The organism is Streptomyces sp. NRRL F-6676 (assembly GCF_000725625.1).
Taxonomy (GTDB): domain Bacteria; phylum Actinomycetota; class Actinomycetes; order Streptomycetales; family Streptomycetaceae; genus Streptomyces.
In genome coordinates this window covers 17699-40040 of the sequence record NZ_JOHS01000050.1, presented here as the reverse complement: position 1 = coordinate 40040, position 22342 = coordinate 17699, and the positions used below count along the sequence as shown (strand labels likewise).

Sequence of the window (22342 nt, the reverse complement as noted above, 5' to 3'; positions counted from 1 at the left end):
GGCATGCGCCCCGGTGTCGTCGCCGCCCTGTCCATCTCCGCCTGTCTGCTGCTCCTCGGTGCCGCGCCCGGCCCCGGGGCGCGGCGGGCACCGCTGCCCGACCGGATGGCGGACACCGGCGGCGGCACCCAGCTGATCACCGCGGTGGCCCCGGCCGCCGGCGCCACCACCGGCACGCTCACCTGGTGGGACCGGCGCGACGGCCGCTGGACGCGGACGGGCTCCGCCCCCGCCCGCTTCGGCGCGCGTGGCCTCGTCGAGGGCACCGCGCGCCGCCAGGGCACGAACACCACGCCGACGGGGCTGTACGACCTGCCGTACGCCTTCGGCATCCGGGCCGCGCCGCGCGGCACCGCGCTGCCGTACCGCAGGGTGCACCGGGACTCGTGGTGGTGCGAGGACACCGCCTCGGCGGCCTACAACCGGTGGACCGAGCCCCGCCCCGCCGACTGCCGGGCCGGTGCGGCCGAGCACCTGGCCGCGTACGACCCGCAGTACCGGTACGCGCTGGTCGTGGGCTTCAACTACCACCGTCCGGTGCGGGGGCGCGGGGCCGGGATCTTCGTGCACGTCAACGGGCGCGGGGCGACGGCCGGGTGCGTGTCCGTGCCCGAGGGGGCGATGCGGCGCCTGCTGGCATGGGCGGACCCGGCGCGGGGACCGCACCTCGCCGTCGGCACGACAGGTGGGGGCACGGCCGTGACCCGGTACTGAGGCCCTGCGTCAGGACACCGGCAGCCGGACCGTGAACGTCGTCGCCCCCGGTTGGCTCGCCAGCGTCACCCCGCCGCCGTGTGCCTCCACCACCGCCGCCACGATGGCGAGGCCCAGCCCCGCGCCGCCGCCCGCGGCGTCCGTACGGCGGCGGTCGGCGCGGGTGAAGCGTTCGAAGACGCCCGGCGCCACGTCCTCGGGCACGCCCGGACCGTCGTCGTGGACCGCGAGGACGGCCGTCGCCCCGTCGGACTCCAGCGACACGGTGATCTCGGTGCCCGCCGGCGTGTGCACGCGCGCGTTGGCCAGCAGGTTGGCCAGCACCTGATGGAGCCGGTGGGCGTCGCCGGTCACCGTCACGGGTTCCTCGGGCAGTTCCATCGTCCAGCGGTGGCCGGGGCCCGCGGCCCGCGCGTCGGTGACGGAGTCCAGGACGAGCCGGGTCAGGTCGACCGCCGTCCGCTCCAGGCCCCGGCCCGCGTCCAGCCGGGCCAGCAGCAGCATCTCGTCGACCATCTCGCCCATCCGCGCCGACTCGGCAGCGATCCGCTCCAGGGCCCGGGTCACCTTCTGCGGCACCGGGTCCGGGTGCAGCAGCGCCAGCTCGGCGTGGCCGCGCACCGAGGCGACCGGGGTGCGCAGCTCATGGCTGGCGTCGGCGGCGAACCGGCGCAGCCGCTCCTCGCTCGCGTGCCGTTTGGTCAGCGCGTCCTCGATATGGCCGAGCATCCGGTCGAAGGCGGTGGCGACCCGGCCCACCTCGCTGTGCGTGTCCGTCCCGCGGACGCGCGGCGGCAGTGCGACCTCGCCGCCGGCCAGCGGGAGTTCGCTGACCCGGGTGGCGGTGGCGGCGACCCGGTCGAGCGGCCGCAGCGACCAGCGCACCCACAGCGCGCCCGCCACGCCGGTCAGCGCGAGGGCGGCGCCGAAGACGAGCCCGGCGACCAGTTCGAGCCGGTGCACGGTGGCCTCGACGGGTTCCAGTGGCAGCCCGGTGACCAGCACGTCACCGTCCTTGCCCGCGGTCGCCGTCACCCGGTAGTCGTCCAGCGCCGACAGCTCGACGGTGTGGCCCCGGCCGTCGACGGGCACGGCGGCGAGGGCGCGCTCGTCGCGGGCGGTGAGCGCGACGGACAGGTCGCCGGGGTCGCTGCCGGAGCGGACGACGGCGGCCTGGGTGACGTGCGCGCCGACCAGCCGGGCGCCGAAGGTCCCGGCGGGCTGGCGGCGGGTGTCGCCGTGCTCGTCCCCGTCGTGGTCGTCCGCGGTCCGGTTCACCGAGGGCGGCGTCCCGCCGTGTTCCAGACTGGCCGGGAACCGCACGCCGACCTCCTGCAACTGCTCGTCCAGCCGCCCGGTGAGGAACCCGTCCAGCTCGACGACCGCGGCCACGCCGACCGCCGCGCAGCTCACGGCGAGCAGCACGACGAGGCCGGCGGTCAGCCGCGCCCGCAGGGTGCGGAACCGGGGCAGCACCCGGCCGAACCCCCTCATCAGGGGCCCGCCGTCGCCGGCTTGAGGACGTAACCGGACCCCCGCACCGTGTGGATCATCGGCGCGCGGCCCGCGTCGACCTTCTTGCGCAGATAGGAGATGTACAGCTCGACGACGTGCGCCTGGCCGCCGAAGTCGTAGGACCACACGCGGTCCAGGATCTGCGCCTTGCTGAGCACCCGGCGCGGGTTGCGCATCAGGAAGCGGAGCAGTTCGAACTCGGTCGGCGACAGCTCGACCAGCGCCCCGCCCCGGGTGACCTCGCGGGCCTCCTCGTCCATCACCAGGTCGCCGACGGTGAGCCGGGGGCCGTCCGCGACCTGACGGGCCATGCCCGCGCGGCGCAGCAGTCCGCGCAGCCGGGCGACGACCTCCTCCAGGCTGAACGGCTTCGTCACGTAGTCGTCGCCGCCCGCCGTGATGCCCGCGATGCGGTCCTCGACGGCGTCCCGGGCGGTCAGGAAGAGCACGCACACGTCCGGCCGCACGGTGCGCAGCGCGCGCAGCACGGCGAGGCCGTCGGTGTCGGGGAGCATCACGTCCAGGACGACGGCGTCCGGCAGCAGCGCGCGGGCGGCGGCGAGCGCCCCGGCGCCGTCGCCCGCGGCGCGCACCTGCCAGCCCTCGTAGCGCAGGGCGCCGGAGAGCACCTCGGCAAGGTCGGGGTCGTCGTCGACGACGAGCACCTTCAGCGGGGTGCCGTCGGGCCGGGCGAGCGCGGGGCGGCCGGTGCCGCGGGAGCGGGGCGTGTTCATCTCCCCTCCAGGATGCGGCCTGCGCGGGTCGGGCCGCCCGTGAGCGGCCTCTGAGTTTCCTCTGAGTACGTGCTGCGCCCCCTCCCGCCCCGGCCGGCGGGTTCTCCGTCGCCCACGAGGCCGTGCGGGGGTCCGGCCGCCGTCGTCCGGGCCCCGGCTCAGAGCCCGTTCAGAGGTTGCCGGGTGACGCTGGGCCCCGGCCGACGGCGGAAAGGACACACACATGACGACGGTCCACGGGCCCCGGGCGGCCACGACGCTGCCGCCCGCTCCCCGGCGCGGGCGCTCCCCCGCCGGTGCCGTCCTGGTCCTGCTGTGGGCCGGGGCCGCCGCGGTGCTCGCCCTGTGGTGGTACGGCACCGGCTCGGTGTCGGGCACCGCCGGGTGGCTGACCGGGGCGGGGCGGATCGCGGGGCTGCTGTGCGGGTACGCCTGCGCGGTGCTGGTCGGTCTGATGGCCCGCGTCCCGCTCCTGGAGGAGCGCGTCGGCTCGGACCGGGTGGCGCGCTGGCACGCGCGGGCGGGCCGGTACACGGTCTGCCTGCTGCTCGCGCACCTCGTGCTGATCGTCGCCGGGTACGCCGCCCAGTTCCGCGCCTCGCTCGTCGACGAGGCGCTCTCGGTCGTCCTCGACTACCCCGAGATGATCAAGGCGAGCCTGGGCACGGCCGTCCTGCTCGCGGTCGGGATCGTCTCGGCCCGTGCGGTGCGCCGCAGGGTCTCGCACGAGTTCTGGTACTACGTCCACCTGGGGACGTACGCGGCGGTCTTCCTCACCTTCTGGCACCAGCTCGCCCTCGGCGCCGACTTCGTCGGGAACGCCGCCGCGCGCGCCGCCTGGTACGCGCTCTATCTGGGGGCGGCGGCGCTGGTGCTGTGGTTCCGGGTCCTGGTGCCGGTCCGGCTCAATCTGCGGCACCGGCTGCGGGTGGACTCCGTGCACCGGGAGGCGCCGGGCGTGTACTCGGTCGTCGTACGGGGCCGGCGGCTGGAGCGGCTGGGGGCGCGCCCGGGGCAGTTCTTCCGGTGGCGGTTCCTGGCCCCCGGGCTGCGCTGGACCTCCTCGCCGTACTCCCTGTCCGCGCCGCCGCGCCCGGACCGGATGCGGATCACGGTCAAGGCGCTCGGCGGCCACAGCGCGGCCGTGGCGCTGCTGTGGCCGGGCACCCGGGTGTGGGCCGAGGGGCCGTACGGCTCGCTGACCGCCGACCGCGGCGAGGGCCGCAAAACGCTGCTGCTCGCCGGCGGCGTCGGCATCACCCCGCTGCGGGCGCTGTTCGAGACGCTGCCGGGCGACGTCACCCTCGTCTACCGGGCCCGTACCGCCGAGGACCTGGCGCTCGGCGGCGAGCTGGAGGCCGTCGCGCGATGGCGCGGACCGGAAGCGCGGGTGCTGTGCGCGCTCAACGGCCCGCGCGGCGAACGGCCGGGCCTGGGCGCCGAGTCGCTGCGCCGCGCCGTGCCCGATCTGGCCGAGCGGGACGTGTACCTGTGCGGCCCCCGGGGCTTCGCCGAGGACCTGTACGTGTCGCTGCGGGCGGCCGGGGTCCCGGACCGCCGTATCCACCACGAGTCGTTCGAACTGTGAGGACGCCGACGTGCACGCGTTGAGGAAGGACCGGCCGCTGCGCCGGATCGTACTGGCGAGCGCCGCCACCGTCTCCGGAACGGTGCTGCTGCTCGCGCTGAAGCCGCAGGGCGGGCAGAGCGCGGCGGGCGCGGCCGCGCCGGCCCCGTCGGTCTCGTCGGCTCCGTCGGCCGCCCCGGCCCCGTCGGCGAGCGGCGCCGGCGGCCGGGCCGTCACCGGCGGCGAGGCGCAGACGCGCTGGGGCCCCGTCCAGGTGAAGGTCACGGTCTCCGGCGGCAGGGTCACCGACGTGACCGCCGTCGAGTACCCGACCGAGAACCCGCGCGACCAGCAGATCAACTCCTACGCCCTGCCCCAGCTGCGCACCGAGGCGCTGGCCGCGCAGAGCGCGGACATCGACACGGTCTCCGGCGCCACCTACACCAGCGAGGGCTACAAGCAGTCCCTCCAGTCCGCGCTGGACGCCGCCGGACTGTGAACCACGAGGGCACGTCGCGCGGAAGCCGGTCCGTGAACCGCCGCGTCCGTTGAACACCCGGCTCGTGCCGCCCGTACTCCAGGCCAAGCGGGCCCCGGGCCCGACCACGCAGGACCACGGAGGAGACCGTGTCCACGATCGCCGGTGGCCGCGCCGCGCGGCGCCAGACGATGCGCCGCATCCGCCCACGCCGCTCCCCCGCCGTCCCGCTGCTGCTCGCCGTCCTCGCGGGCGCGGCCGGGGTGCTGTGGCTGTGGTGGACGAACACGCCGTCCCTGGCCGACACCAACGCCAAGATCCTCAACGCGGGCCGGATCACCGGTCTCCTCGCCGGCTATCTGATGGCCCTGGTGGTGCTCCAGATGGCCCGGGTGCCCGCACTGGAGCGCCGGGTGGGCTCGGACCGGGTGGCCCGCTGGCACGCGATGAGCGGCCGCTACACCATCAGCCTCGTCGTCGCCCACGTCGTCCTGACGATGTACGGGTACGCGTTGCAGGCCGGGAAGGGGTTCGGCGACATCGTCCGGCAGACGGTCGACTCCGTCGGACAGCTGCCCGACCTGGGCAAGGCGGTGATCGGCACCGGGCTGCTGGTGCTGATCGCGCTGCTGTCCATGGGGCCGGTGCGCCGCCGCATCCCGTACGACTTCTGGTACCACGTCCATCTGCTCACCTACGCGGTGGTGTTCCTGACCTTCTGGCACCAGCTCTCCACCGGCAACGACTTCGTCGTGGAACCCACCGCGAAGACGTTCTGGTACGCGCTGTACGGCTCGGTGACCGCGCTGGTGGTGTGGTACCGCATCCTCACCCCGCTGCGGCTGAACCTGCGGCACCGGATGCGGGTCGAGGCGGTGATCGAGGAGGCGCCCGGGGTGGTGTCGGTGCTGATCACCGGGCGCCGACTGCACCGGATCGGCGCCGAGCCGGGGCAGTTCTTCCGCTGGCGGTTCCTGGCGCCGGGGATGCGGTTCAGCTCGCACCCCTACTCGCTCTCGGCGGCGCCCCGCCCGAACATGCTGCGCATCACCGTCAAGGCCATCGGCGACCACAGCTCCGCGCTGCGCGGACTGACGCCCGGCACCCGGGTGTGGGCCGAGGGCCCGTACGGGGCGATGACCGCGCAGCGGCGCAGCCGGGGCAAGGTGCTCCTGGTGGCGGGCGGGGTCGGCATCACGCCGATGCGGGCGCTGTTCGAGACGCTGCCCGGCGCGGCCGGCGATCTGACGCTGCTGTACCGGGCCAACACCACGCAGGACCTGGCGCTGTGGGACGAGCTGGCGCGGATCGCCCAGGAGCGCGGCGCCCGGCTGATGTACGCGGTCAACAGCCCCGAGGGGGAGCGGCCGGACATCTCCGCCGACACCCTGCGCCGCAAACTGCCGGACATCGACCGGCACGACGTCTTCCTGTGCGGGCCGCCCGGCTTCGCACAGCAGGTCTACGAAGCACTGCGCGGCGCAGGCGTCCCCGCCCGCCGCATCCATCACGAGTCGTTCGAGATGTAGCGACGGGACGCACGGGAGTTCGTAGCAATGAAGAAGAGCCATCCCATACGCCGGATCGTGCTGGCCTCGGCCGCCACCGTGTCCGGGATCGTGCTGCTGCTGTCGCTGAAGCCGTCGTCCGGCCCGGCCGGCGCGGTCGCCGACGGCCCGGCGCCGCAGCGGACGGCGGCGGCCCAGGAGTCGCCGCAGGGCGGCACCGGGAAGCAGGCGGGCGCCACGACGGTCATGGGCGACGCCGCCCAGACCCAGTACGGCACGGTCCAAGTGCGCCTCACCCTCGCCGACGGCAGGATCACCAAGGCGGAGGCGGTGCGGGCGCCGAGCGGCGGTCACAGCACGGAGGTCACCAATGACGCGGTGCCCAAGCTCAACCAGGAGGCCGTCAGCGCGCAGAGCGCCGACATCGACGCGGTGTCGGGGGCGACGTACACCAGCGGCGGGTATCTGAAGTCCCTCCAGTCCGCGATCGACAAGGCCGGTGGCTGACCGGGTGAGCGACGACCGAGTGAGTGACGACCGGGTGGGCGAGCCTGCGGAGGCGCCAGCCGTGCTGCGTCACGCCGAGGAGGTGATGGGGACCGTCTTCTCCTTCGACGTGCGCGGTGGTGATCCGGACGCCGTGCGGCGGGCGCTGACCGAGGCGGTCGCCGGACTCCACCGCGTGGACGAGGTGTTCAGCACCTACCGCGAGCACAGCCAGATCTCCCGGCTCGCCCGGGGCGAGCTGGCCGTGGAGGAGTGCGATCCGGAGGTCGCGGAGGTGCTGGCGCTGGGTGCCGAGGCCGAGCGCCGCAGCGAGGGCTGGTTCAGCGTGCGGTACGAGGGCCGGCTGGACCCGACCGGCATCGTCAAGGGCTGGGCCTGCGAGCGGGCCGCCCGTGCGCTGGCGGCGGCCGGGGCGACCGGGGTCAGCGTCAACGGCGGCGGTGACGTGCAGCTGTTCGGCGTGCCCGGGCCGCAGCGGCCCTGGCGGGTCGGGATCTCCGATCCGTTGCGGCCGGGCGGGCTCGCGGCGGTGGTGTCGGCGGCGGGGGTGGAGCGGCTGGCGGTCGCCACGTCGGGGACGGCGGAGCGGGGGGCGCACATCGTGGATCCGCGGACGGCGCATTCCGCGGTGACCGATCTGGTGGCGGTCACCGTGGTGGGGCCGGCGCTCACCTGGGTGGATGCGTGGGCGACGGCGGCGTTCGCGATGGGGTCGCGGGAGGCGTTGGGGTGGCTGGAGTCCCTCCCGGACGCGGAGGCGCTGCTGATCACGGCGGGGAACGAGGTGCGGGCGACCAGTGGGTTGGCCGCGCGGCTGGGGTGACTTCCAGGCTGCGGCGAGTGGGAGCTTCGCGCGGGAGTTCTCGCCCCCGCCGCCCCTTCCCGTTCCCAACCCCCGGGGGCGGGCCCCCGGACCCCCGTACAGGGCTTTGCCCCGTTTTGCACAGTTCCCCGCGCCCCTGGAGGAGCTCAGTGGCCGTTCTGGGCCAGGCGCAGCAGATGGTCCGCCAGGTTCTGGCCCCCGGAGGGGTCCCTGCTGATGAGCAGCAGCGTGTCGTCCCCCGCGATCGTGCCCAGGATGTCGTGCAGTTCCGCCTGGTCGATCGCCGAGGCCAGGAACTGGGCCGCGCCCGGCGGGGTGCGCAGGACCACCAGGTTCGCGGACGCCTCCGCGGAGATCAGCAGCTCCGCGGAGAGCCGCCGCATCCGCTCCTCCTTCGCCGACTCTCCCAGCGGAGCGCGCGGCGTACGGAAGCCGCCCTCGCTCGGCACGGCGTAGATGAGGTCGCCGTCGTTGTTGCGGATCTTCACCGCGTTGAGCTCGTCGAGGTCCCGGGAGAGCGTCGCCTGGGTGACGCTCAGCCCGTCGTCGGCCAGCAGCTTGGCGAGCTGGCTCTGCGACCGCACCGGCTGCCGGTTGAGGATGTCCACGATCCGGCGGTGGCGCGCGGTGCGCGTCTGCGGCACCGCGGGCCCGCCCGCCTGGTCCTGGTCCTGCTCGTGATCCCGGTCCTGGTGCTGCGGCTGACTCATCGTCGTCTCACTCCGGATCTCCGTCCCCGTGGGCCTGCGCCAGGACGCCGGGGAGCGCCCGGAGGAACGCCTCCACCTCGTCGTCGCCGAGGTTCAGCGGCGGCATCAGCCGGACGACATCGGGGGCGGGCGCGTTCACCAGGAGGCCGGCGTCCTGAGCCGCCTGCTGCGCCTTCTGGGCAAGCGGCTCGGTGAGCACGATACCCAGCAGCAGTCCGGCGCCCCGGACATGGTCGATCAACGGGTGGCCGAGCCCCTCGATGCCCTGGCGCAGCTTCTCGCTCTGCCGCTTGACGTTGTCGAGCAGCCCCTCGTCGGCGATCGTGTCGAGGACGGCGAGCCCCGCGGCGCAGGCGACCGGGTTGCCGCCGAAGGTGGAGCCGTGGTGGCCCGGCCGGAGCAGTTCGGCGGCCCGGCCGAAGGCGACGGTGGCGCCGAGCGGCAGCCCGCCGCCGAGCCCCTTGGCGAGGGTGACGACATCGGGCAGCACGCCCTCGTGGGCCTGGTACTCGAACCAGTGGCCCGTCCGGCCGACGCCGGTCTGCACCTCGTCCAGGACCAGCAGCGAGCCGGTGGCGGCGGTGATCGCCCGGGCCGCCTTGAGGTAGCCGGGGGGCGGGACGACGACGCCGTTCTCGCCCTGGATGGGTTCGATGACGACGAGGGCGGTCTCCTCGGTCACCGCGGCGGCCAGCGCCTGCGCGTCGCCGTAGGGGACGTGGGTGACGTCGCCGGGCAGCGGCAGGAACGGGTCGCGCTTACCGGGCTGGCCGGTGAGCGCGAGGGCGCCCATGGTGCGGCCGTGGAAGCCGCCGTCGGTGGCGACCATGTGCGGCCGCCCGGTCAGCCGGCCGATCTTGAAGGCGCCCTCGTTGGCCTCGGCGCCGGAGTTGCAGAAGTAGACCTTGCCGTCCCGGCCGAAGCGCTGGAGCAGCCGCTCGGCGAGCGCGACCGGCGGTTCGGCCACGAACAGGTTGGAGACATGGGCGAGGGAGGCGATCTGCCGGCTGACGGCCTCGACGACCGCCGGGTGGGCGTGGCCGAGCGCGTTGACCGCGATGCCGCCGACGAAGTCGAGGTACTCCGTGCCGTCGGCGTCCCACAGCCTGGCGCCCGCGCCGCGCACCAGGGGCAGCCGGGGGGTGCCGTAGTTGTTCATCAGCGCGCCCTGCCAGCGGGCGGTCAGTTCCTCGTTGCTCACGACTCCCCCTGCTCGTGCTGCTCGTGCTGTTCGTCCGGCACGACCATCGTGCCGATGCCCTCGTCGGTGAAGATCTCCAGCAGGATCGAGTGCGGGACCCGGCCGTCGATGACGCGGGCGGTGGTGACGCCGCCCCGTACGGCGTGCAGACAGCCCTCCATCTTGGGCACCATGCCCGAGGAGAGCTCCGGCAGCAGTTTCTCCAGCTGGCTCGCGGTGAGCCGGCTGATCACCTCGTCGCTGTTCGGCCAGTCCTCGTAGAGGCCCTCGACGTCGGTGAGGACCATCAGGGTCTCGGCGCCCAGCGCCGCAGCGAGTGCCGCAGCCGCCGTATCAGCATTGACGTTGTAGACATGGTGGTCGTCCTGACTGCGCGCGATCGAGGAGACGACCGGGATGCGGCCGTCGGCGAGCAGGGCCTCGATGGCGCCGGTGTCGATGGCGGTGATCTCGCCGACCCGTCCGATGTCGACCAGCTCGCCGTCGATCTCGGGGGTGTGCTTGGTGGCGGTGAGGGTGTGCGCGTCCTCGCCGGTGAGGCCGACGGCGAGCGGGCCGTGCCGGTTGAGCAGCCCGACCAGTTCGCGCTGCACCTGCCCGGCGAGCACCATCCGTACGACGTCCATGGCGTCCTCGGTGGTGACGCGCAGCCCGGCCTTGAACTCGCTGACGATGCCGTGCCGGTCGAGGGCGGCGCTGATCTGCGGGCCGCCGCCGTGCACGACGACCGGCTTGAGCCCGGCGTGCCGCAGGAAGACGACGTCCTGGGCGAAGGCCGCCTTCAGGTCCTCGTCGACCATGGCGTTGCCGCCGAACTTGATGACGACGGTCTTGCCGTGGTGGCGGGTGAGCCAGGGCAGCGCCTCGATGAGGATGCGGGCCTTGGGGAGCGCGGTGTGCTTCCGCGTCTGGTTGCTCATGAGGAGTACGCGCTGTTCTCGTGGACGTAGTCGGCGGTGAGGTCGTTGGTCCAGATCGTCGCGGTCTCCTCGCCGGCCGCGAGGTCCGCCACGATGTGGACCTCGCGGTAGCGCATGTCGACTTTTTCGCGGTCCTCGCCGACGCCGCCGTTCTTGCAGACCCAGACGCCGTTGATGGCGACGTTGAGCGCGTCGGGCTCGAAGGCGGCCTTCGTGGTGCCGATCGCGGAGAGGACGCGGCCCCAGTTGGGGTCCTCGCCGTGGATCGCGCACTTGAGGAGGTTGTTGCGGGCGATGGAGCGGCCCACCTCGACGGCGTCGTCCTCGCTGGCGGCGTTGACGACCTCCACCTTGATGTCCTTGCTGGCGCCCTCGGCGTCCCGGATGAGCTGCTGCCCCAGGTCGTCGCAGACGGTGCGGACGGCCTCGGCGAACTCGGCGTACTCCGGGGCGATGCCGGAGGCGCCGGAGGCGAGGAGCAGCACCGTGTCGTTGGTGGACATGCAGCCGTCGGAGTCGACGCGGTCGAAGGTGACCTTCGTGGCCGCGCGCAGGGCGCTGTCCAGGGTGGCGCTGTCGAGGTCGGCGTCGGTGGTGAGGACGACGAGCATGGTGGCGAGGCCGGGGGCGAGCATGCCGGCGCCCTTGGCCATGCCGCCGACGCTCCAGCCGTCCCTGGTGACGACGGAGGTCTTGTGGACGGTGTCGGTAGTCTTGATGGCGAGGGCGGCCTTCTCGCCGCCGTGCGGGGACAGTTGAGCGACCGCCTTGTCGACGCCGGGCAGCAGCTTGTCCATCGGCAGCAGCACGCCGATGAGTCCGGTCGAGCAGACGGCGATGGTGCCGGCGCCGTGCCCGCCCGTCTCGTCGTGGCCGGCGGTGTTGAGGGACTCGGCCGCCTTCTCGGCGGTGGCGTGCGTGTCCTGGAAGCCCTTCGGGCCCGTACAGGCGTTGGCGCCGCCGGAGTTGAGGACGACGGCGCTCACCTCGCCGCCGCGCAGCACCTGCTCGGACCAGAGCACCGGCGCGGCCTTGACCCGGTTGGAGGTGAAGACGCCCGCGGCGGCGAGGCGGGGCCCGGTGTTGACCACGAGGGCCAGGTCGGGGTTGCCGTTCTCCTTGATGCCCGCTGCGACGCCGGAGGCGGTGAAACCTTTCGCGGCAGTGACACTCACGGTGCGACTCCGATCGTGGAGAGACCTGTCGTCTCGTCGAGCCCGAGGGCGATGTTCATGCTCTGCACGGCACCGCCCGCGGTGCCCTTGGTCAGGTTGTCGATGGCGCTGATCGCGAGGACACGGTGCGCGGCGGGGTCGTACGCGACCTGCACCTGGACGGCGTTGGAGCCGTACACGGAGGCGGTGGCGGGCCACTGCCCCTCGGGGAGCAGGTGGACGAAGGGTTCGTCGGCGTAGGCCTTCTCGTACGCGGCGCGCACGGACTCGGCGGTGACGCCGTCGCGGGCCTTGGCGCTGCACGTGGCGAGGATGCCGCGGGGCATCGGGGCGAGGGTGGGAGTGAAGGAGACGGTGACGGGCCCGCCGGCCACCGCGCCGAGGTTCTGGATCATCTCGGGGGTGTGCCGGTGGCCGCCGCCGACGCCGTAGGGGGACATGGAGCCCATGACCTCCGAACCCAGCAGATGCGGCTTGGGCGCCTTGCCCGCGCCGGAGCTGCCGGAGGCGGCGACGACCACGGCCTCGGGCTCGGCGAGCCCGGCGGCGTAGGCCGGGAAGAGCGCGAGCGAGACGGCCGTGGGGTAGCAACCGGGCACCGCGATGCGCTTGGACCCCTCCAGCGCAGCGCGGCCGCCCGGCAGTTCGGGGAGGCCGTAGGGCCAGGTGCCGGCGTGCGGGGAGCCGTAGAAGCGCTCCCAGTCGGCCGGGTCCTTCAGCCGGAAGTCGGCGCCCATGTCGACGACGAGGACGTCCGGGCCCAGCCGCTCGGCGACGGCGGCGGACTGCCCGTGGGGCAGGGCGAGGAAGACCACGTCGTGTCCGGCGAGGACCTCGGGGGTGGTCTCCTCCAGCACGCGGTCGGCGAGCGGGAGCAGGTGGGGCTGGAGCGCGCCCAGGCGCGTCCCCGCGTTGGAGTTCCCGGTGAGTGCGCCGATCTCGACCTCGGGGTGCGCGAGGAGCAGGCGCAGGACTTCCCCGCCCGCGTATCCACTCGCTCCGGCCACTGCCGCACGTACAGCCATGAACCCTCCATCCGTGATGGCATGACTATACGTAGCGTTGCAGAGTTATGCAATCGCGGGCTCAGGCCTCTCGCTGTGCGGGCAGACCCTCCCCCTTCGGCTGCATGATCATGCGGGAGACCACGAAGGTGAACGGAATCGCCGCGGCGGAGGCCAGCAGCGGGGCGAAGCGGCTGCCGGAATGCAGGACGTCGACGATCAGATAGAGGCCGGCGGTGGTGAGGAGGAAATTCGTGGCGTTGGTCAGCGGAAAGAGCAGGAATTTGCGCCAGGTCGGCCGGATCCGGTAGGTGAACCACGCATTGAGAAAAAATGAACCGACCATGCTGATCAGAAAACCCAGCACATGCGCGGCGAGATAGGGAAGCCTGGTCAGGAGCAGGAGATAGCAACCGTAGTACGTGCCGGTGTTCACCACGCCGACGGCGGAGAAGACGAGGATCTGCCGCGCCATCGGACGGGCGGGCGGCGCGGCGGCGGTCTCGGTCGTGCGGGTCGTGGACATCAGGGGACGAGGTGCTTCCGTGTGGTTCCCGTACCGGTCTCCGTGCCGCTGTCCGTGCCGCTCTCCGTCCCGCTCGCCAGGTGCGTCACGCCCTCCCCGGCCTCGTCGCCCTTTCCGGCCTCCCCGGTCTCCGCGCCCCGCACATTGCTCGCCTTCACCAGGAAGTGCGGGCGGCCCTTGACCTCGTAGTAGATCCGGCCGGTGTACTCCCCCACGACGCCCAGCATCACCATCTGCACCCCGGCCAGCGCCGTCACCACGGTGATCGTCGTGACGTAGCCGGGGGTGCGCACCCCGTTGACGAGTGCCGCGCCCACGATCCACGCGGTGTAGAGCGCGGCGCACAGCAGCAGGCCCATGCCGAGGTGGAGGGCGGTGCGCAGGGGCCGGTTGTTGAACGACAGCAGCCCGTCGAGGCCGTAGTTGAGCAGGGACTTCAGCGTCCAGGAGCTGCGGCCGTGGGTGCGCACCTCGTTCTCGTAGGCGAGCGTGGTGCCGGGGAAGCCGACCCAGGCGAACAGGCCCTTGGAGAAGCGGTTGTACTCGCTCATGGACAGCACCGCGTCCACCACGCGCCGGGACAGCAGCCGGAAGTCGCCGACGCCGTCGACGAGTTCGACGTCGACGAGCCGGTTGACGATCCGGTAGTACAGGCGGGCGGTGAGGGTCCGGGTGAACCGGTCGCCGCTGCGGTCGCGGCGGGCCATCACCTGGTCGTAGCCCTGGGCGTGCAGTTCGACCATGCGGGGGATCAGCCGCGGCGGGTGCTGGAGATCGGCGTCCATGACGATGACGCAGTCCCCCGTGGCGTGGCGCAGTCCGGCGAGCAGGGCGGCCTCCTTGCCGAAGTTGCGGCTCAACGAGACATACCGTACCCGCGGATCGCGCTCGGCGAGGGAGCGCAGCAGAGTCAGCGTGCGGTCGCGGCTGCCGTCGTCGACGTACACGAACTCGGTGTCGTGACCGAGCGGCAGCAGTTCGTCGGCGACCTTGCCAACCTCCTCGTGGAAACGTTCGATGACGTCTTCCTCGTTGTAACAGGGGGCGACGATCGAGATGAGCATGGTTCTCCAGTGGCGCGGTCAGCGAGCGTGGGTGACGCGCTCGCGCGGTGGTGCGGCCGCCGGCGGGGCCGAGGGCCCCGGGGTCCGACGGCGGCGGACGGCGGCGAGGACGGCGAGCGCCGCCGTGGCGAGCAGCGCGACACCTCCGATCGCGGAGCCCAGCCGCAGGCCGGGCGGGTGGAAGGTGCAGGTGAACGTGGTGGCGGAGCCGTCGAGGGGGACGGCGATCAGCCCGTGGTACGTGGCGGCGGGCCGTTCGGCCCCGTCGCCGGCGGCGCAGCGCCAGCCGGCGATCCGGGGTGCGGCGAGGACGGCGGTGCCCGTGCTGCCGGCCGGGAGCCGGGCGTGGACGGTGGCGCCGGAGACGGAGACCTCGGTGGCGCCGGTCTGTGTAAGCCGGTCGACGGCGGCGCGCAGCCGGGCGGGGTCGAGGCAGCCGACGGCGCCGGAGGGGACGGTGGTGCCGGCCCGGTTCGGGGTCAGCGCGATGCGCAGCCGGCCGGAGTCCGGGACGGTGCCGAGGGGTTGCATGGCCGCGGCCTGGCTGCCGTCGGCCTTGGAGCGGAAGCCGGCGGCGGAGGCAGGGGTCCCCGTGAGCCGTGCCGTGCCCGAGAAGTGCGGGGCCCACAGGAACGCCTCGTCGCCCGCCCGGCACCGCGCGGTGACGGCGGCCGGGCCGCCGGCCCCGGTGCGGACGGTGGCGCGGGGCACGGTGTAGACACGGCTGCCGAGCAGCAGTTCCTGGTTGCGGTAGGGCGAGGTGCCGAACCCGGCGGTGGAGCCCTTGTCCGGCCGCACGGTGACCAGGGGCGGCACCTGCCTGCGGGAGACGGTCACCGGACTGTCGTCCCGCGGGTTCCAGCGCTGGTGCTGGTCCGGCGGGGAGTGCACACGGGCGCCGACGGAGAACACGGCGTCGGTGACCGGGTTGTCCAGGCTTTGCAGACTGCGCCCGAGCGAGGTGGAGCCGCCGCCGAGCGCGGTGAGCGTCCGGCTGAGCACGTCGGCGGTGAGGCTGCTGTAGTACTGCGCGCCCTGGCCGCCGACCATCAGCGGGTCGTTGGCCACGGTCTGCTCCCGGCCGGGGTCGGTGCGGTAGCGGGGCCAGCCGTCGGCTTCGTCGACCGCCTTGGCCTGCTCCTCCTGGCGGCTGCCCCAGGGCGCGTAGTCGTCCATGTGGTTGAGCCGCAAGCGGGTGGCCACGGCGTCCGTCGCCCCGGCCTCGCCGAGCTGCGTGGCGGTGAGCAGCACCACCGCGAGACCGGCGAGGACGGTGCGGCGGCGGCCGGTACCGGGCGCCGCCCCGGCGCCCCGCTCCCCGGCGTACCGGGTGAGCAGGGCGAGTCCGCCCAGGGCGCCCGCGGCGGCGAGGAGCAGCACCGGCAGGGCGTAGGAGGGGTCCTCCAGGCCGCTGCGGCTCGCCACCGCGGCGAGCACGGCGAACAGCAGGCCCCCCGCGCCCAGGGCACGCCACCCGGGCGGCCCGTAGGCGAGCGCGTGCCAGGCGGCGCACACCAGCAGCGCGCAGAGCACGAAGGCCTGCCGGTACGGGCTGCCGTTGGGCGTGGTGAAGGCGTGCCAGGCCAGATGGGTCGGCGTCCACTGCATCGACAGCGCGACGGCGACGACCAGCACCGTCCACCCGGCCCGCTCGCGCACCGGTACGGCCCGGTGGAAGGGCAGGGCGAGGGCGAGCACGAGCGCGGTGACGCCGACGTAGAGGCCGGGGCTGGAGTAGGAGTACGTGGTCGGCAGCAGGCGGGCCAGCAGGTCCTCGCCTCCCACCGGCCGGAAGGTACTGGTACGGCCCGGGTAGGCGTGGCGGGTGCCGACGTACACGACCACGACCAGCGGTGCGGCCAGGCCCACCCCGAGCGCGGTGGTGAGTACGGCCCGGCCGGCCGCGGCGAACGCCCGCCGGCGCGGCAGTCCGCTGAGCCAGAGCCGCAGCAGGAGGACGAGGCCGGCGCCGAGGGTGGCCATGTAGGCGGTGTAGAAGTTGGCGGTCCAGGCGAGCGCCACGATCAGCACGCCCGCCACCCGGTGCCGCCCCTCCCGCGCCCACTCCCCCACCAGGCACAGCAGCGGCAGGGCGAGGAGGCCGTCGAGCCACATCGGGTTGTACGAGGCGTAGGACAGGGTCCAGCCGCACAGGGCGTACGAGGCGCCGAGCAGCCCGGCGGCCCACCAGGGGCCGGGGCGCAGGCGCGGCAGCAGCCAGGCCATGACGGCTCCGGCGCACGCGGCCTTCAGGAGGGTGATCACGTACACCGCGAGGTCGATCTCGTCCCGCGGGAAGAGCGCCACCAGCGGGGCGAACGGGCTGCTGAGGTAGGTGCCGAGGTCGGGCAGGAAGCTGGAGCCGTACCCGGACTGCCAGTTGACGAACAGTCCGCCGTCGGCGCGGCCGTGCAGCAGGTCCCACAGGTGCGCGTGGAAGGGCACGTACTGGTTGCCCAGGTCGTTGACGTCCCGGGTGCGGGAGCCGAAGGGGTAGCTGCGGGCCAGGACGTCGCCGACGCAGAGCGCGGTGGTGGTGAGCACCGCGGCGAGCAGCGCGGCGGCCCGCCCGTCGCGCGGGAGGCGCGCCCACGCCGCGGCGACACTCGGCCGGATCGACCCGTTCATACTCGGCAGACTCCCCATTGTTGATTCGCCCGTTAAGACGGGCAGACTTTCCGCATGGTTGTACTCGCTGATGGAATTTCCGCAACGGATTCGCGGTGATTCGGAATACGAACGAGTACGGAGGAGTTCTTTTCAACGGAATTCTTGCGAATGGAAGAACAAAAGCCGAAGCGTATGCGAAGCGGGGGTTAATTCACGGTCCCGTCCCGCGGGCGGCAGGATGGAGGGGTGCGGGCACGCCGACGGGGCGTGCGGCGGACCGGGGTGCGACGGAGGACGTGACGTGAGGGGCGAGTTCTGGCCGGTACCGGACGTGCTGGCGTATCTGGCCGGGGAGTGGCGGGTCGAGCGGTCGGCGCGGGACCTGTCCGGCGGCGAGGAGGGCCGGTTCACCGGGACGACCGGGTTCGCGCCGCTCGACGGGGGCGGGCTGCTGCACGAGGAGGCCGGGACGTTCGTCTGGCAGGGCGTGGCCCGGCCGGCGACGCGGACGCTGCGGTTCCTGCCGGGCAGCGGCGGGGCGGCCACGGCGGACGTGCGGTTCGCGGACGGGCGCCCGTTCCACGACCTGGACCTGAGCAGCGGGCGGTACGTCGCCGACCACCCGTGCGCGGCCGACTTCTACCGGGGCGAGTTCACCGTGCGGGACCAAGACCACTGGCGGACGGTGTGGCGGGTGGGCGGCCCGGCGAAGGACCTGGTGCTGACGACCGACTACGCGCGGGCGGACTGAGGGCGGGCGGGGGCACACGCCGACGGGCCGAGGACGGAAGCGGGCCGGGGCCACGCGCGGACGGGCCGAGGACGGGGCGGGCCGGGTTCAGGCCCGGAGCGGCTGGGGCGCGACGCCGTCGAAGCGGAGGTTCCAGTAGCCGGCGCGGCCGGTGAGAGTGGTCGTCGACAGCGGGTGGACGTCGAGGTTCCAGTACGTGGCCGGGGGCGCCTTCAGCGCGTAGACCAGGGCCGCGCGGACGACCGAGGGCTCGGCGACGGCGACGATGCGGCAGCCCTCCTCGGCGGGCCGGGTGTCCAGCCAGCCGCCGACCCGGGAGATGAACGACAGCAGGGACTCGCCGCCGTGCGGGGCGGCGCGCGGGTCGGCGAGCCAGGCGTCCACCGACTGCGGCTCGCGGGCCATGGCCTCGCCGAGGGTGAGTCCGCGCCAGCGGCCCATGTCGCAGTCGCGCAGGGCGAGTTGCACCAGAGGGGCGTAGCCCAGAGCGTCGCCGGTGGCGCGGCTGCGCGGGGTCGGCGAGCAGTAGCGCAGTTCGGCGGCGGCGAGCGGGAGCAACTGCCCGGCCACGTGCAGCACTTGGTCCCAGGCCGCCTGGTCGAGCGGTCGGTCGTCCTCGAAACGTTCGGCGAGCAGCGAGGCGTTGCGTGCCGCGGCGACGAACGTGACCCGAACGTGCATGCCGTGATGGTGGGCCGCGCAAGTACGCAGGTCAAGGGCCGTTACGCGCCAGTTACCGAGGGTATGCGTCTCCTCACCCGAAAAGGGAGGCGGCGAAGACGTCGTCACAGGCCGCCCGCAGTCGTCGTACGCCCTCGGTGATCTCGGCGGTGCCCGCGACCGCCGCGAAGCTCAGCCGCAGATGGGCGGCGGGGGGTTCGGCGCTGAAGTAGGGGCGGCCGGGGGTGAGCGCGACGCCGGTGCGCAGGGCGGCGGCGACCAGCGCGGACTCGTCGGTGCCGTCGGGCAGCCGCAGCCAGAGGTGGTAGCCGCCGGACGGCACATGGGGCAGGGCGAGCGCGGGCAGGTCGCGGCGGAGCGCGGCGGTCATCGCCTCCCGGCGGGTGCGCAACTCGGCGGAGACCGCCCGCAGATGGCGCGGCCAGGCGGGTGCCCCGACCAGTTCGAGGGCGGCCTCCTGCAACGGGCGCGGCACGAAGAACGTCTCGACGACGTGGATGGCCCGCAGCCGGTCCAGGACAGGGCCCCGGGCGGCCAGCGCGCTCACCCGGAAGCTGGGCGAGGTCACCTTGGTCAGCGAGCCGACGTGCACCACCACGCCGTCCGGGTCCTCGGCGGCGAGCGGCGGCGGCAGCGGGCCCGCGTCCTCGTGCACCAGCCGCCGTACGAAGTCGTCCTCGACGACGAACGCCCCGGCGGCGCGGGCGATCCGCAGCACCTCGCCCCGGCGCTCGGGTGCCAGTACCGCGCCGGTCGGGTTCTGGAACAGCGGCTGGCAGACGAGGACCCGGGCGCCGCTGGCCCGGAACGCGTCGGCGAGCAGGGCGGGCTTGAGGCCGTCGGCGTCGACCGGCACGGGGACCGGGCGCAGCCCGGCGGCGCGGGCGATCGCCAGCATGCCGGGGTAGGTGGGCGACTCCACCAGGACCGGGGCGCCGGGCGGGGCGAGCGCGCGCAGCGCGGTGGTGAGCGCGGACTGGCCGCCGGCGGTGACCAGCACGTCGGCGGCGGTGACCGGGCCGCCGATGCCGCGCGCGAACCAGTCGCGCAGCTCGGGCAGCCCCTCCATGGGAGGCCGGCCCCAGGCGCCCGGGCGGCGGCCGGCCCGGGCGAGCGCGGCACCCATCGCCCGCTCCGGCTGGAGCGAGGGGTGCAGATAGCCGCCGTTGAACTCGATCACCCCGGCGGGCGGGGCGGCGAGCGAGACGAGCACACCGGAGGCGTCGACGCTGCGGGGCACATGCTCGGTGGCCGGATCGGCGCTGAGCGCCACCTCCTGCCAGGCGGTGTCGCCGGCCGGGGCGGGCGCCTGGCGCGGGTCCGCGCGGAACGCTCCGGAGCCGGGGCGGGTGACGACCAGGCCCTCGGCGGCGAGCTGCGCCAGCGCGCGGGAGACGGTCACCGGGCTGACCCGGAACCGCTCCACGAGGGCCCTGCTGGACGGCAGCTTCTCTCCTGCGGAGTAGCGCTTCACCTCCGCCCGAAGGGTTCCTGCCAGGTCGGCGACGCTGTTACGCTCGTGCATGAGAGCAGAGAGTAGCGCTATCCCAGGTCGTGCGATAGCGGTCGACGGTGCGGGGCCGGGTCCCGGGGCGCGGCCCGGGACGAGTTCCGGTAGGGGTTCCAGGGATTCCGGGACGGGCGCCGTCCAGGCCGGGCTCGGTGTCGTCGCCTTCTCCCTCACGTTTCCCGCCACGGCCTGGGGGCTCGAGTCGTTCGGGCCCTGGTCGCTCGTGGCCGTGCGCAGCGTGCTGGCGGCGGTGCTCGCGGGCGGCTGCCTGCTGGCGCTGCGGATACCGGTGCCGCCGCGCCGGCACTGGGGCGGGATCGCGGTGGTGGCCTGCGGGGTCGTCGTCGGGTTCCCGCTGCTCACCACGTTGGCGCTGCGCACCTCGACGACCGCGCACGCGGCCGTGGTGGTCGGACTCCTGCCGCTGACCACCGCGCTGTTCTCGGCGCTGCGGGTGGGGTCCCGGCCGTCCCGGTCCTTCTGGATCGCCGCGTGCGCCGGGGCGGCGGCGGTGATCGCGTTCACGGTGGGGCAGAGCGGGGGCGCGCTGACGGGGGCGGACGCGTATCTGTTCGGGGCGCTGGTGGTGTGTGCGGCCGGGTACACCGAGGGCGGCCGGCTGGCGCGGGAGCTGCCGGGGTGGCAGGTGATCGGGTGGGCGCTCGTGCTGTGTCTGCCGGTGTCCCTGCCGGGGGCCTGGCTGGCGTTGTCGTACGAGCCGGTGGCGTGGGGGTGGCACGGCGTGGCGGGGGTGCTGTGGGTCGCGGTGGGGTCGCAGTTCCTGGGGCTGGTGGTCTGGTACCGGGGGATGGCGGCGGTCGGCATCCCCCGGGCGAGTCAGTTGCAGCTGGCGCAGCCGTTGCTGACCCTGGTGTGGTCGGTGCTGCTGCTCGGTGAACGGCTGACGTGGGCCGCGCCGGTGACGGCGGTGGCGGTGCTGGTGTGCATCGCGGTCACGCAACGGGCGCGGGCCTGACGCCCGTTGCCCCGCCGCGCCGGTGTACGCCCGGCGCCGTCGTCCCCGCCGCGCCGGTGGGCCCGGCGCCGTTGTCCCCGTCCCGTCGGAGGGCGGGGGCGGTCAGCGGAACCGTCGCCGGGTGGACGCGTCGGCCGGCAGGAAGGTCTCCATGTGCAGGCCCTCCAGGGCGGCGTCGGTGGGGGTGGTGAGCCGGGCCGAGGTGCTGAAGAAGCGAAGGGGTGGGCCCTCGTCCGTGGTGAGTTCCAGGGTGAGGACGGGGCTGCCGGGCGGTGCGGTGCGGCGGGTTCCGGCGAGGTGGCGCCCGGCCTCCTCGGCGAGGGCGAGGTGACGCGGGTCGTGGGTGCGCTCGGCGCGGTGGACGAGCTGGTGGTAGAGGTGCGAGGCCCACTCGGCGAAGTTGCCGATCCGCGGCGCCAGACCGTCGGGGTGCAGACACAGCCGGACGACGTTGACCGGGGGTTCGAGCAGTTCCGGCGCGCAGCCCGCGAGGAGCGTGTCGACGCCGGCGTTGGAGTCGACGACGTCCCAGTAGTCGTCCAGCAGCAGCGCCGGGTGGGGCAGATGCGCGTCGAGCAGTCCCCGCAGCCCCTCCATGACCGGGGCGAGCGAGACGTCGTCCAGGCCGCGGTCCCGGTACTGGGGCGCGTACCCGCCCGCCAGCAGAAGCCGATTCCGCTCGCGCAGCGGGACGTCGAGGTGGTCCGCGAGGTGCAGGATCATCTCCGGTGTCGGATGCGCGCGGCCGGTCTCCACGCGGCTGAGGTGCCGGGTGGAGACCGAGGAGCGGTTCGACAGCTCCTGCTGGCTGAAGCGGCGGCGCTCGCGCCAGCTGCGCAGCAGCGGGCCGACCTCGCGGGTGTCCGTGGCCGTGGTCATACCGGCAGCCTAGAGGGGCCGGGCGTGCCCGCCATGACCTCACAGGTCATGGTCCGGCGCACGCTGCGCCTCCACTCTTGGTCACGTCAACGCACCGACCGATCCGGAGGATTGACCATGGACACGAAGAGCGTCGTCGAGGCGTACCTGGCCACGTGGAACGCCGAGGGCGAGCAGCGGGCGAGGCTCCTGGCCGGGCACTGGGCGCCCGACGTGACCTACACCGACCCGCTGGCCGAGGTGACCGGCCATGCCGGACTCGCCGCCCTGATCGACGGGGTGCACGGGCAGTTCCCCGGCTTCGTGTTCACGCCCGTCGGCGAGCCCGACGCCCACCACGGCCAGCTGCGGTTCCGCTGGGGGCTGGGGCCCGAGGGCGCCGAGCCGGTGGTGATCGGCTTCGACGTCCTGGTCCTGGACGGCGAGGGCCGTATCCGCGACGTCCGCGGCTTCCTCGACAAGGTGCCCGCCGGCGCCTGAACCGGGGGC

At 74.0% G+C, this 22342-nt stretch carries 21 protein-coding genes and 1 pseudogene; 9 read left to right on the top strand and 13 right to left on the bottom strand.

All coding sequences use genetic code 11. The features are described 5' to 3' along the window. The first annotated feature begins 3 nt into the window (after positions 1–3). Complete coding sequence (locus IO29_RS25510) at positions 4–714, top strand: L,D-transpeptidase family protein (protein ID WP_030381863.1); 711 nt, start codon at positions 4–6, stop codon at positions 712–714. Between the two features lie 9 nt (positions 715–723). Here the strand turns inward: IO29_RS25510 and IO29_RS25505 are convergent, their stop codons facing one another. Beyond that, positions 724–2208, bottom strand: a complete 1485-nt coding sequence (locus IO29_RS25505; RefSeq protein ID WP_030381862.1) for a sensor histidine kinase — start codon at positions 2206–2208, stop codon at positions 724–726. Then, complete coding sequence (locus IO29_RS25500) at positions 2208–2963, bottom strand: response regulator transcription factor (RefSeq protein ID WP_030381861.1); 756 nt, start codon at positions 2961–2963, stop codon at positions 2208–2210. The genes IO29_RS25505 and IO29_RS25500 overlap by 1 nt, the downstream gene beginning before the upstream one ends. Before the next feature lie 223 nt (positions 2964–3186). Here IO29_RS25500 and IO29_RS25495 point away from each other — a divergent pair, with 223 nt between their 5' ends. The 5 genes and pseudogenes from IO29_RS25495 to IO29_RS25475 all read left to right on the top strand — a co-directional run bounded on the left by IO29_RS25495 (position 3187) and on the right by IO29_RS25475 (position 7846). Continuing rightward, positions 3187–4551 carry a ferredoxin reductase family protein gene (locus IO29_RS25495; protein ID WP_030381860.1) on the top strand — a complete coding sequence of 455 codons (1365 nt, stop codon included), beginning with the start codon at positions 3187–3189 and terminating at the stop codon, positions 4549–4551. Positions 4552–4561: 10 nt separating this feature from the next. Further along, positions 4562–5029, top strand: a complete 468-nt coding sequence (locus IO29_RS25490; RefSeq protein WP_030381859.1) for an FMN-binding protein — start codon at positions 4562–4564, stop codon at positions 5027–5029. Between the two features lie 170 nt (positions 5030–5199). Then, positions 5200–6537: a ferredoxin reductase family protein gene (locus tag IO29_RS25485; RefSeq protein ID WP_051707890.1), complete on the top strand. Its 1338-nt coding sequence runs from the start codon at positions 5200–5202 to the stop codon at positions 6535–6537. A gap of 27 nt (positions 6538–6564) precedes the next feature. After that, positions 6565–7011: pseudogene (locus IO29_RS25480) on the top strand (FMN-binding protein); the annotation flags it as partial. 46 nt (positions 7012–7057) lie between these two features. Then, positions 7058–7846, top strand: a complete 789-nt coding sequence (locus tag IO29_RS25475) for an FAD:protein FMN transferase (protein ID WP_030381856.1) — start codon at positions 7058–7060, stop codon at positions 7844–7846. A gap of 146 nt (positions 7847–7992) precedes the next feature. On the opposite strand, the gene IO29_RS25470 is transcribed toward IO29_RS25475, so the two are convergent. From IO29_RS25470 to IO29_RS25435, 8 genes are all read right to left on the bottom strand, one after another. Further along, entirely contained in the window at positions 7993–8556 is a 564-nt protein-coding gene (locus tag IO29_RS25470) for an arginine repressor (protein WP_030381855.1), read from the bottom strand. A gap of 7 nt (positions 8557–8563) precedes the next feature. Continuing rightward, positions 8564–9757, bottom strand: coding sequence for an acetylornithine transaminase (locus IO29_RS25465; RefSeq protein WP_030381854.1), 1194 nt, complete (start codon positions 9755–9757; stop codon positions 8564–8566). Then, positions 9754–10677: an acetylglutamate kinase gene (gene argB, locus IO29_RS25460; RefSeq protein ID WP_030381853.1), complete on the bottom strand. Its 924-nt coding sequence runs from the start codon at positions 10675–10677 to the stop codon at positions 9754–9756. The genes IO29_RS25465 and argB overlap by 4 nt, the downstream gene beginning before the upstream one ends. Continuing rightward, positions 10674–11852, bottom strand: coding sequence for a bifunctional glutamate N-acetyltransferase/amino-acid acetyltransferase ArgJ (argJ, locus tag IO29_RS25455; RefSeq protein WP_030381852.1), 1179 nt, complete (start codon positions 11850–11852; stop codon positions 10674–10676). The genes argB and argJ overlap by 4 nt, the downstream gene beginning before the upstream one ends. Beyond that, positions 11849–12877 carry an N-acetyl-gamma-glutamyl-phosphate reductase gene (argC, locus tag IO29_RS25450; RefSeq protein ID WP_030381851.1) on the bottom strand — a complete coding sequence of 343 codons (1029 nt, stop codon included), beginning with the start codon at positions 12875–12877 and terminating at the stop codon, positions 11849–11851. The genes argJ and argC overlap by 4 nt, the downstream gene beginning before the upstream one ends. Before the next feature lie 61 nt (positions 12878–12938). Beyond that, on the bottom strand, positions 12939–13382 hold the full coding sequence (locus tag IO29_RS25445) for a GtrA family protein (RefSeq protein ID WP_106969875.1): 444 nt from the start codon (positions 13380–13382) through the stop codon (positions 12939–12941). Next, positions 13382–14446, bottom strand: coding sequence for a glycosyltransferase family 2 protein (locus IO29_RS25440; RefSeq protein WP_030381849.1), 1065 nt, complete (start codon positions 14444–14446; stop codon positions 13382–13384). The genes IO29_RS25445 and IO29_RS25440 overlap by 1 nt, the downstream gene beginning before the upstream one ends. A gap of 18 nt (positions 14447–14464) precedes the next feature. Further along, on the bottom strand, positions 14465–17074 hold the full coding sequence (locus tag IO29_RS25435; protein ID WP_051707887.1) for a YfhO family protein: 2610 nt from the start codon (positions 17072–17074) through the stop codon (positions 14465–14467). Positions 17075–17357: 283 nt separating this feature from the next. Between IO29_RS25435 and IO29_RS25430 the strand changes: the two genes are divergently transcribed. After that, on the top strand, positions 17358–17807 hold the full coding sequence (locus IO29_RS25430) for a DUF6314 family protein (protein WP_030381847.1): 450 nt from the start codon (positions 17358–17360) through the stop codon (positions 17805–17807). 87 nt (positions 17808–17894) lie between these two features. On the opposite strand, the gene IO29_RS25425 is transcribed toward IO29_RS25430, so the two are convergent. Both IO29_RS25425 and IO29_RS25420 read right to left on the bottom strand, forming a co-directional pair. Then, positions 17895–18488, bottom strand: a complete 594-nt coding sequence (locus tag IO29_RS25425) for a histidine phosphatase family protein (protein WP_030381846.1) — start codon at positions 18486–18488, stop codon at positions 17895–17897. A gap of 73 nt (positions 18489–18561) precedes the next feature. Then, positions 18562–20013 carry an aminotransferase-like domain-containing protein gene (locus tag IO29_RS25420; RefSeq protein ID WP_033226382.1) on the bottom strand — a complete coding sequence of 484 codons (1452 nt, stop codon included), beginning with the start codon at positions 20011–20013 and terminating at the stop codon, positions 18562–18564. On the opposite strand from IO29_RS25420, the gene IO29_RS25415 reads away from it, so the two are divergent. Then, entirely contained in the window at positions 20012–20974 is a 963-nt protein-coding gene (locus tag IO29_RS25415) for a DMT family transporter (RefSeq protein WP_063738116.1), read from the top strand. The genes IO29_RS25420 and IO29_RS25415 overlap by 2 nt on opposite strands. Positions 20975–21076: 102 nt before the next feature. Here IO29_RS25415 and IO29_RS25410 read toward each other — a convergent pair whose 3' ends face one another. Beyond that, positions 21077–21853 carry a helix-turn-helix domain-containing protein gene (locus IO29_RS25410; RefSeq protein WP_030381843.1) on the bottom strand — a complete coding sequence of 259 codons (777 nt, stop codon included), beginning with the start codon at positions 21851–21853 and terminating at the stop codon, positions 21077–21079. 117 nt (positions 21854–21970) lie between these two features. Between IO29_RS25410 and IO29_RS25405 the strand changes: the two genes are divergently transcribed. Further along, complete coding sequence (locus IO29_RS25405; RefSeq protein WP_030381842.1) at positions 21971–22333, top strand: nuclear transport factor 2 family protein; 363 nt, start codon at positions 21971–21973, stop codon at positions 22331–22333. Positions 22334–22342 lie beyond the last annotated feature (9 nt).

What these genes read in the sequence shown, in the direction of transcription:
- argC (WP_030381851.1), bottom strand. Translation starts at nt 12,877, where the DNA reads ATGGCTGTACGTGCGGCAGTGGCCGGAGCGAGTGGATACGCGGGCGGG.
- IO29_RS25500 (WP_030381861.1), bottom strand. Translation starts at nt 2,963, where the DNA reads ATGAACACGCCCCGCTCCCGCGGCACCGGCCGCCCCGCGCTCGCCCGG.
- IO29_RS25505 (WP_030381862.1), bottom strand. Translation starts at nt 2,208, where the DNA reads ATGAGGGGGTTCGGCCGGGTGCTGCCCCGGTTCCGCACCCTGCGGGCG.
- IO29_RS25415 (WP_063738116.1), top strand. Translation starts at nt 20,012, where the DNA reads ATGAGAGCAGAGAGTAGCGCTATCCCAGGTCGTGCGATAGCGGTCGAC.
- argB (WP_030381853.1), bottom strand. Translation starts at nt 10,677, where the DNA reads ATGAGCAACCAGACGCGGAAGCACACCGCGCTCCCCAAGGCCCGCATC.
- IO29_RS25485 (WP_051707890.1), top strand. Translation starts at nt 5,200, where the DNA reads ATGCGCCGCATCCGCCCACGCCGCTCCCCCGCCGTCCCGCTGCTGCTC.
- IO29_RS25445 (WP_106969875.1), bottom strand. Translation starts at nt 13,382, where the DNA reads ATGTCCACGACCCGCACGACCGAGACCGCCGCCGCGCCGCCCGCCCGT.
- IO29_RS25405 (WP_030381842.1), top strand. Translation starts at nt 21,971, where the DNA reads ATGGACACGAAGAGCGTCGTCGAGGCGTACCTGGCCACGTGGAACGCC.
- IO29_RS25510 (WP_030381863.1), top strand. Translation starts at nt 4, where the DNA reads ATGCGCCCCGGTGTCGTCGCCGCCCTGTCCATCTCCGCCTGTCTGCTG.
- IO29_RS25470 (WP_030381855.1), bottom strand. Translation starts at nt 8,556, where the DNA reads ATGAGTCAGCCGCAGCACCAGGACCGGGATCACGAGCAGGACCAGGAC.
- IO29_RS25495 (WP_030381860.1), top strand. Translation starts at nt 3,187, where the DNA reads ATGACGACGGTCCACGGGCCCCGGGCGGCCACGACGCTGCCGCCCGCT.
- IO29_RS25425 (WP_030381846.1), bottom strand. Translation starts at nt 18,488, where the DNA reads ATGCACGTTCGGGTCACGTTCGTCGCCGCGGCACGCAACGCCTCGCTG.
- IO29_RS25420 (WP_033226382.1), bottom strand. Translation starts at nt 20,013, where the DNA reads ATGCACGAGCGTAACAGCGTCGCCGACCTGGCAGGAACCCTTCGGGCG.
- IO29_RS25435 (WP_051707887.1), bottom strand. Translation starts at nt 17,074, where the DNA reads ATGAACGGGTCGATCCGGCCGAGTGTCGCCGCGGCGTGGGCGCGCCTC.
- IO29_RS25410 (WP_030381843.1), bottom strand. Translation starts at nt 21,853, where the DNA reads ATGACCACGGCCACGGACACCCGCGAGGTCGGCCCGCTGCTGCGCAGC.
- IO29_RS25440 (WP_030381849.1), bottom strand. Translation starts at nt 14,446, where the DNA reads ATGCTCATCTCGATCGTCGCCCCCTGTTACAACGAGGAAGACGTCATC.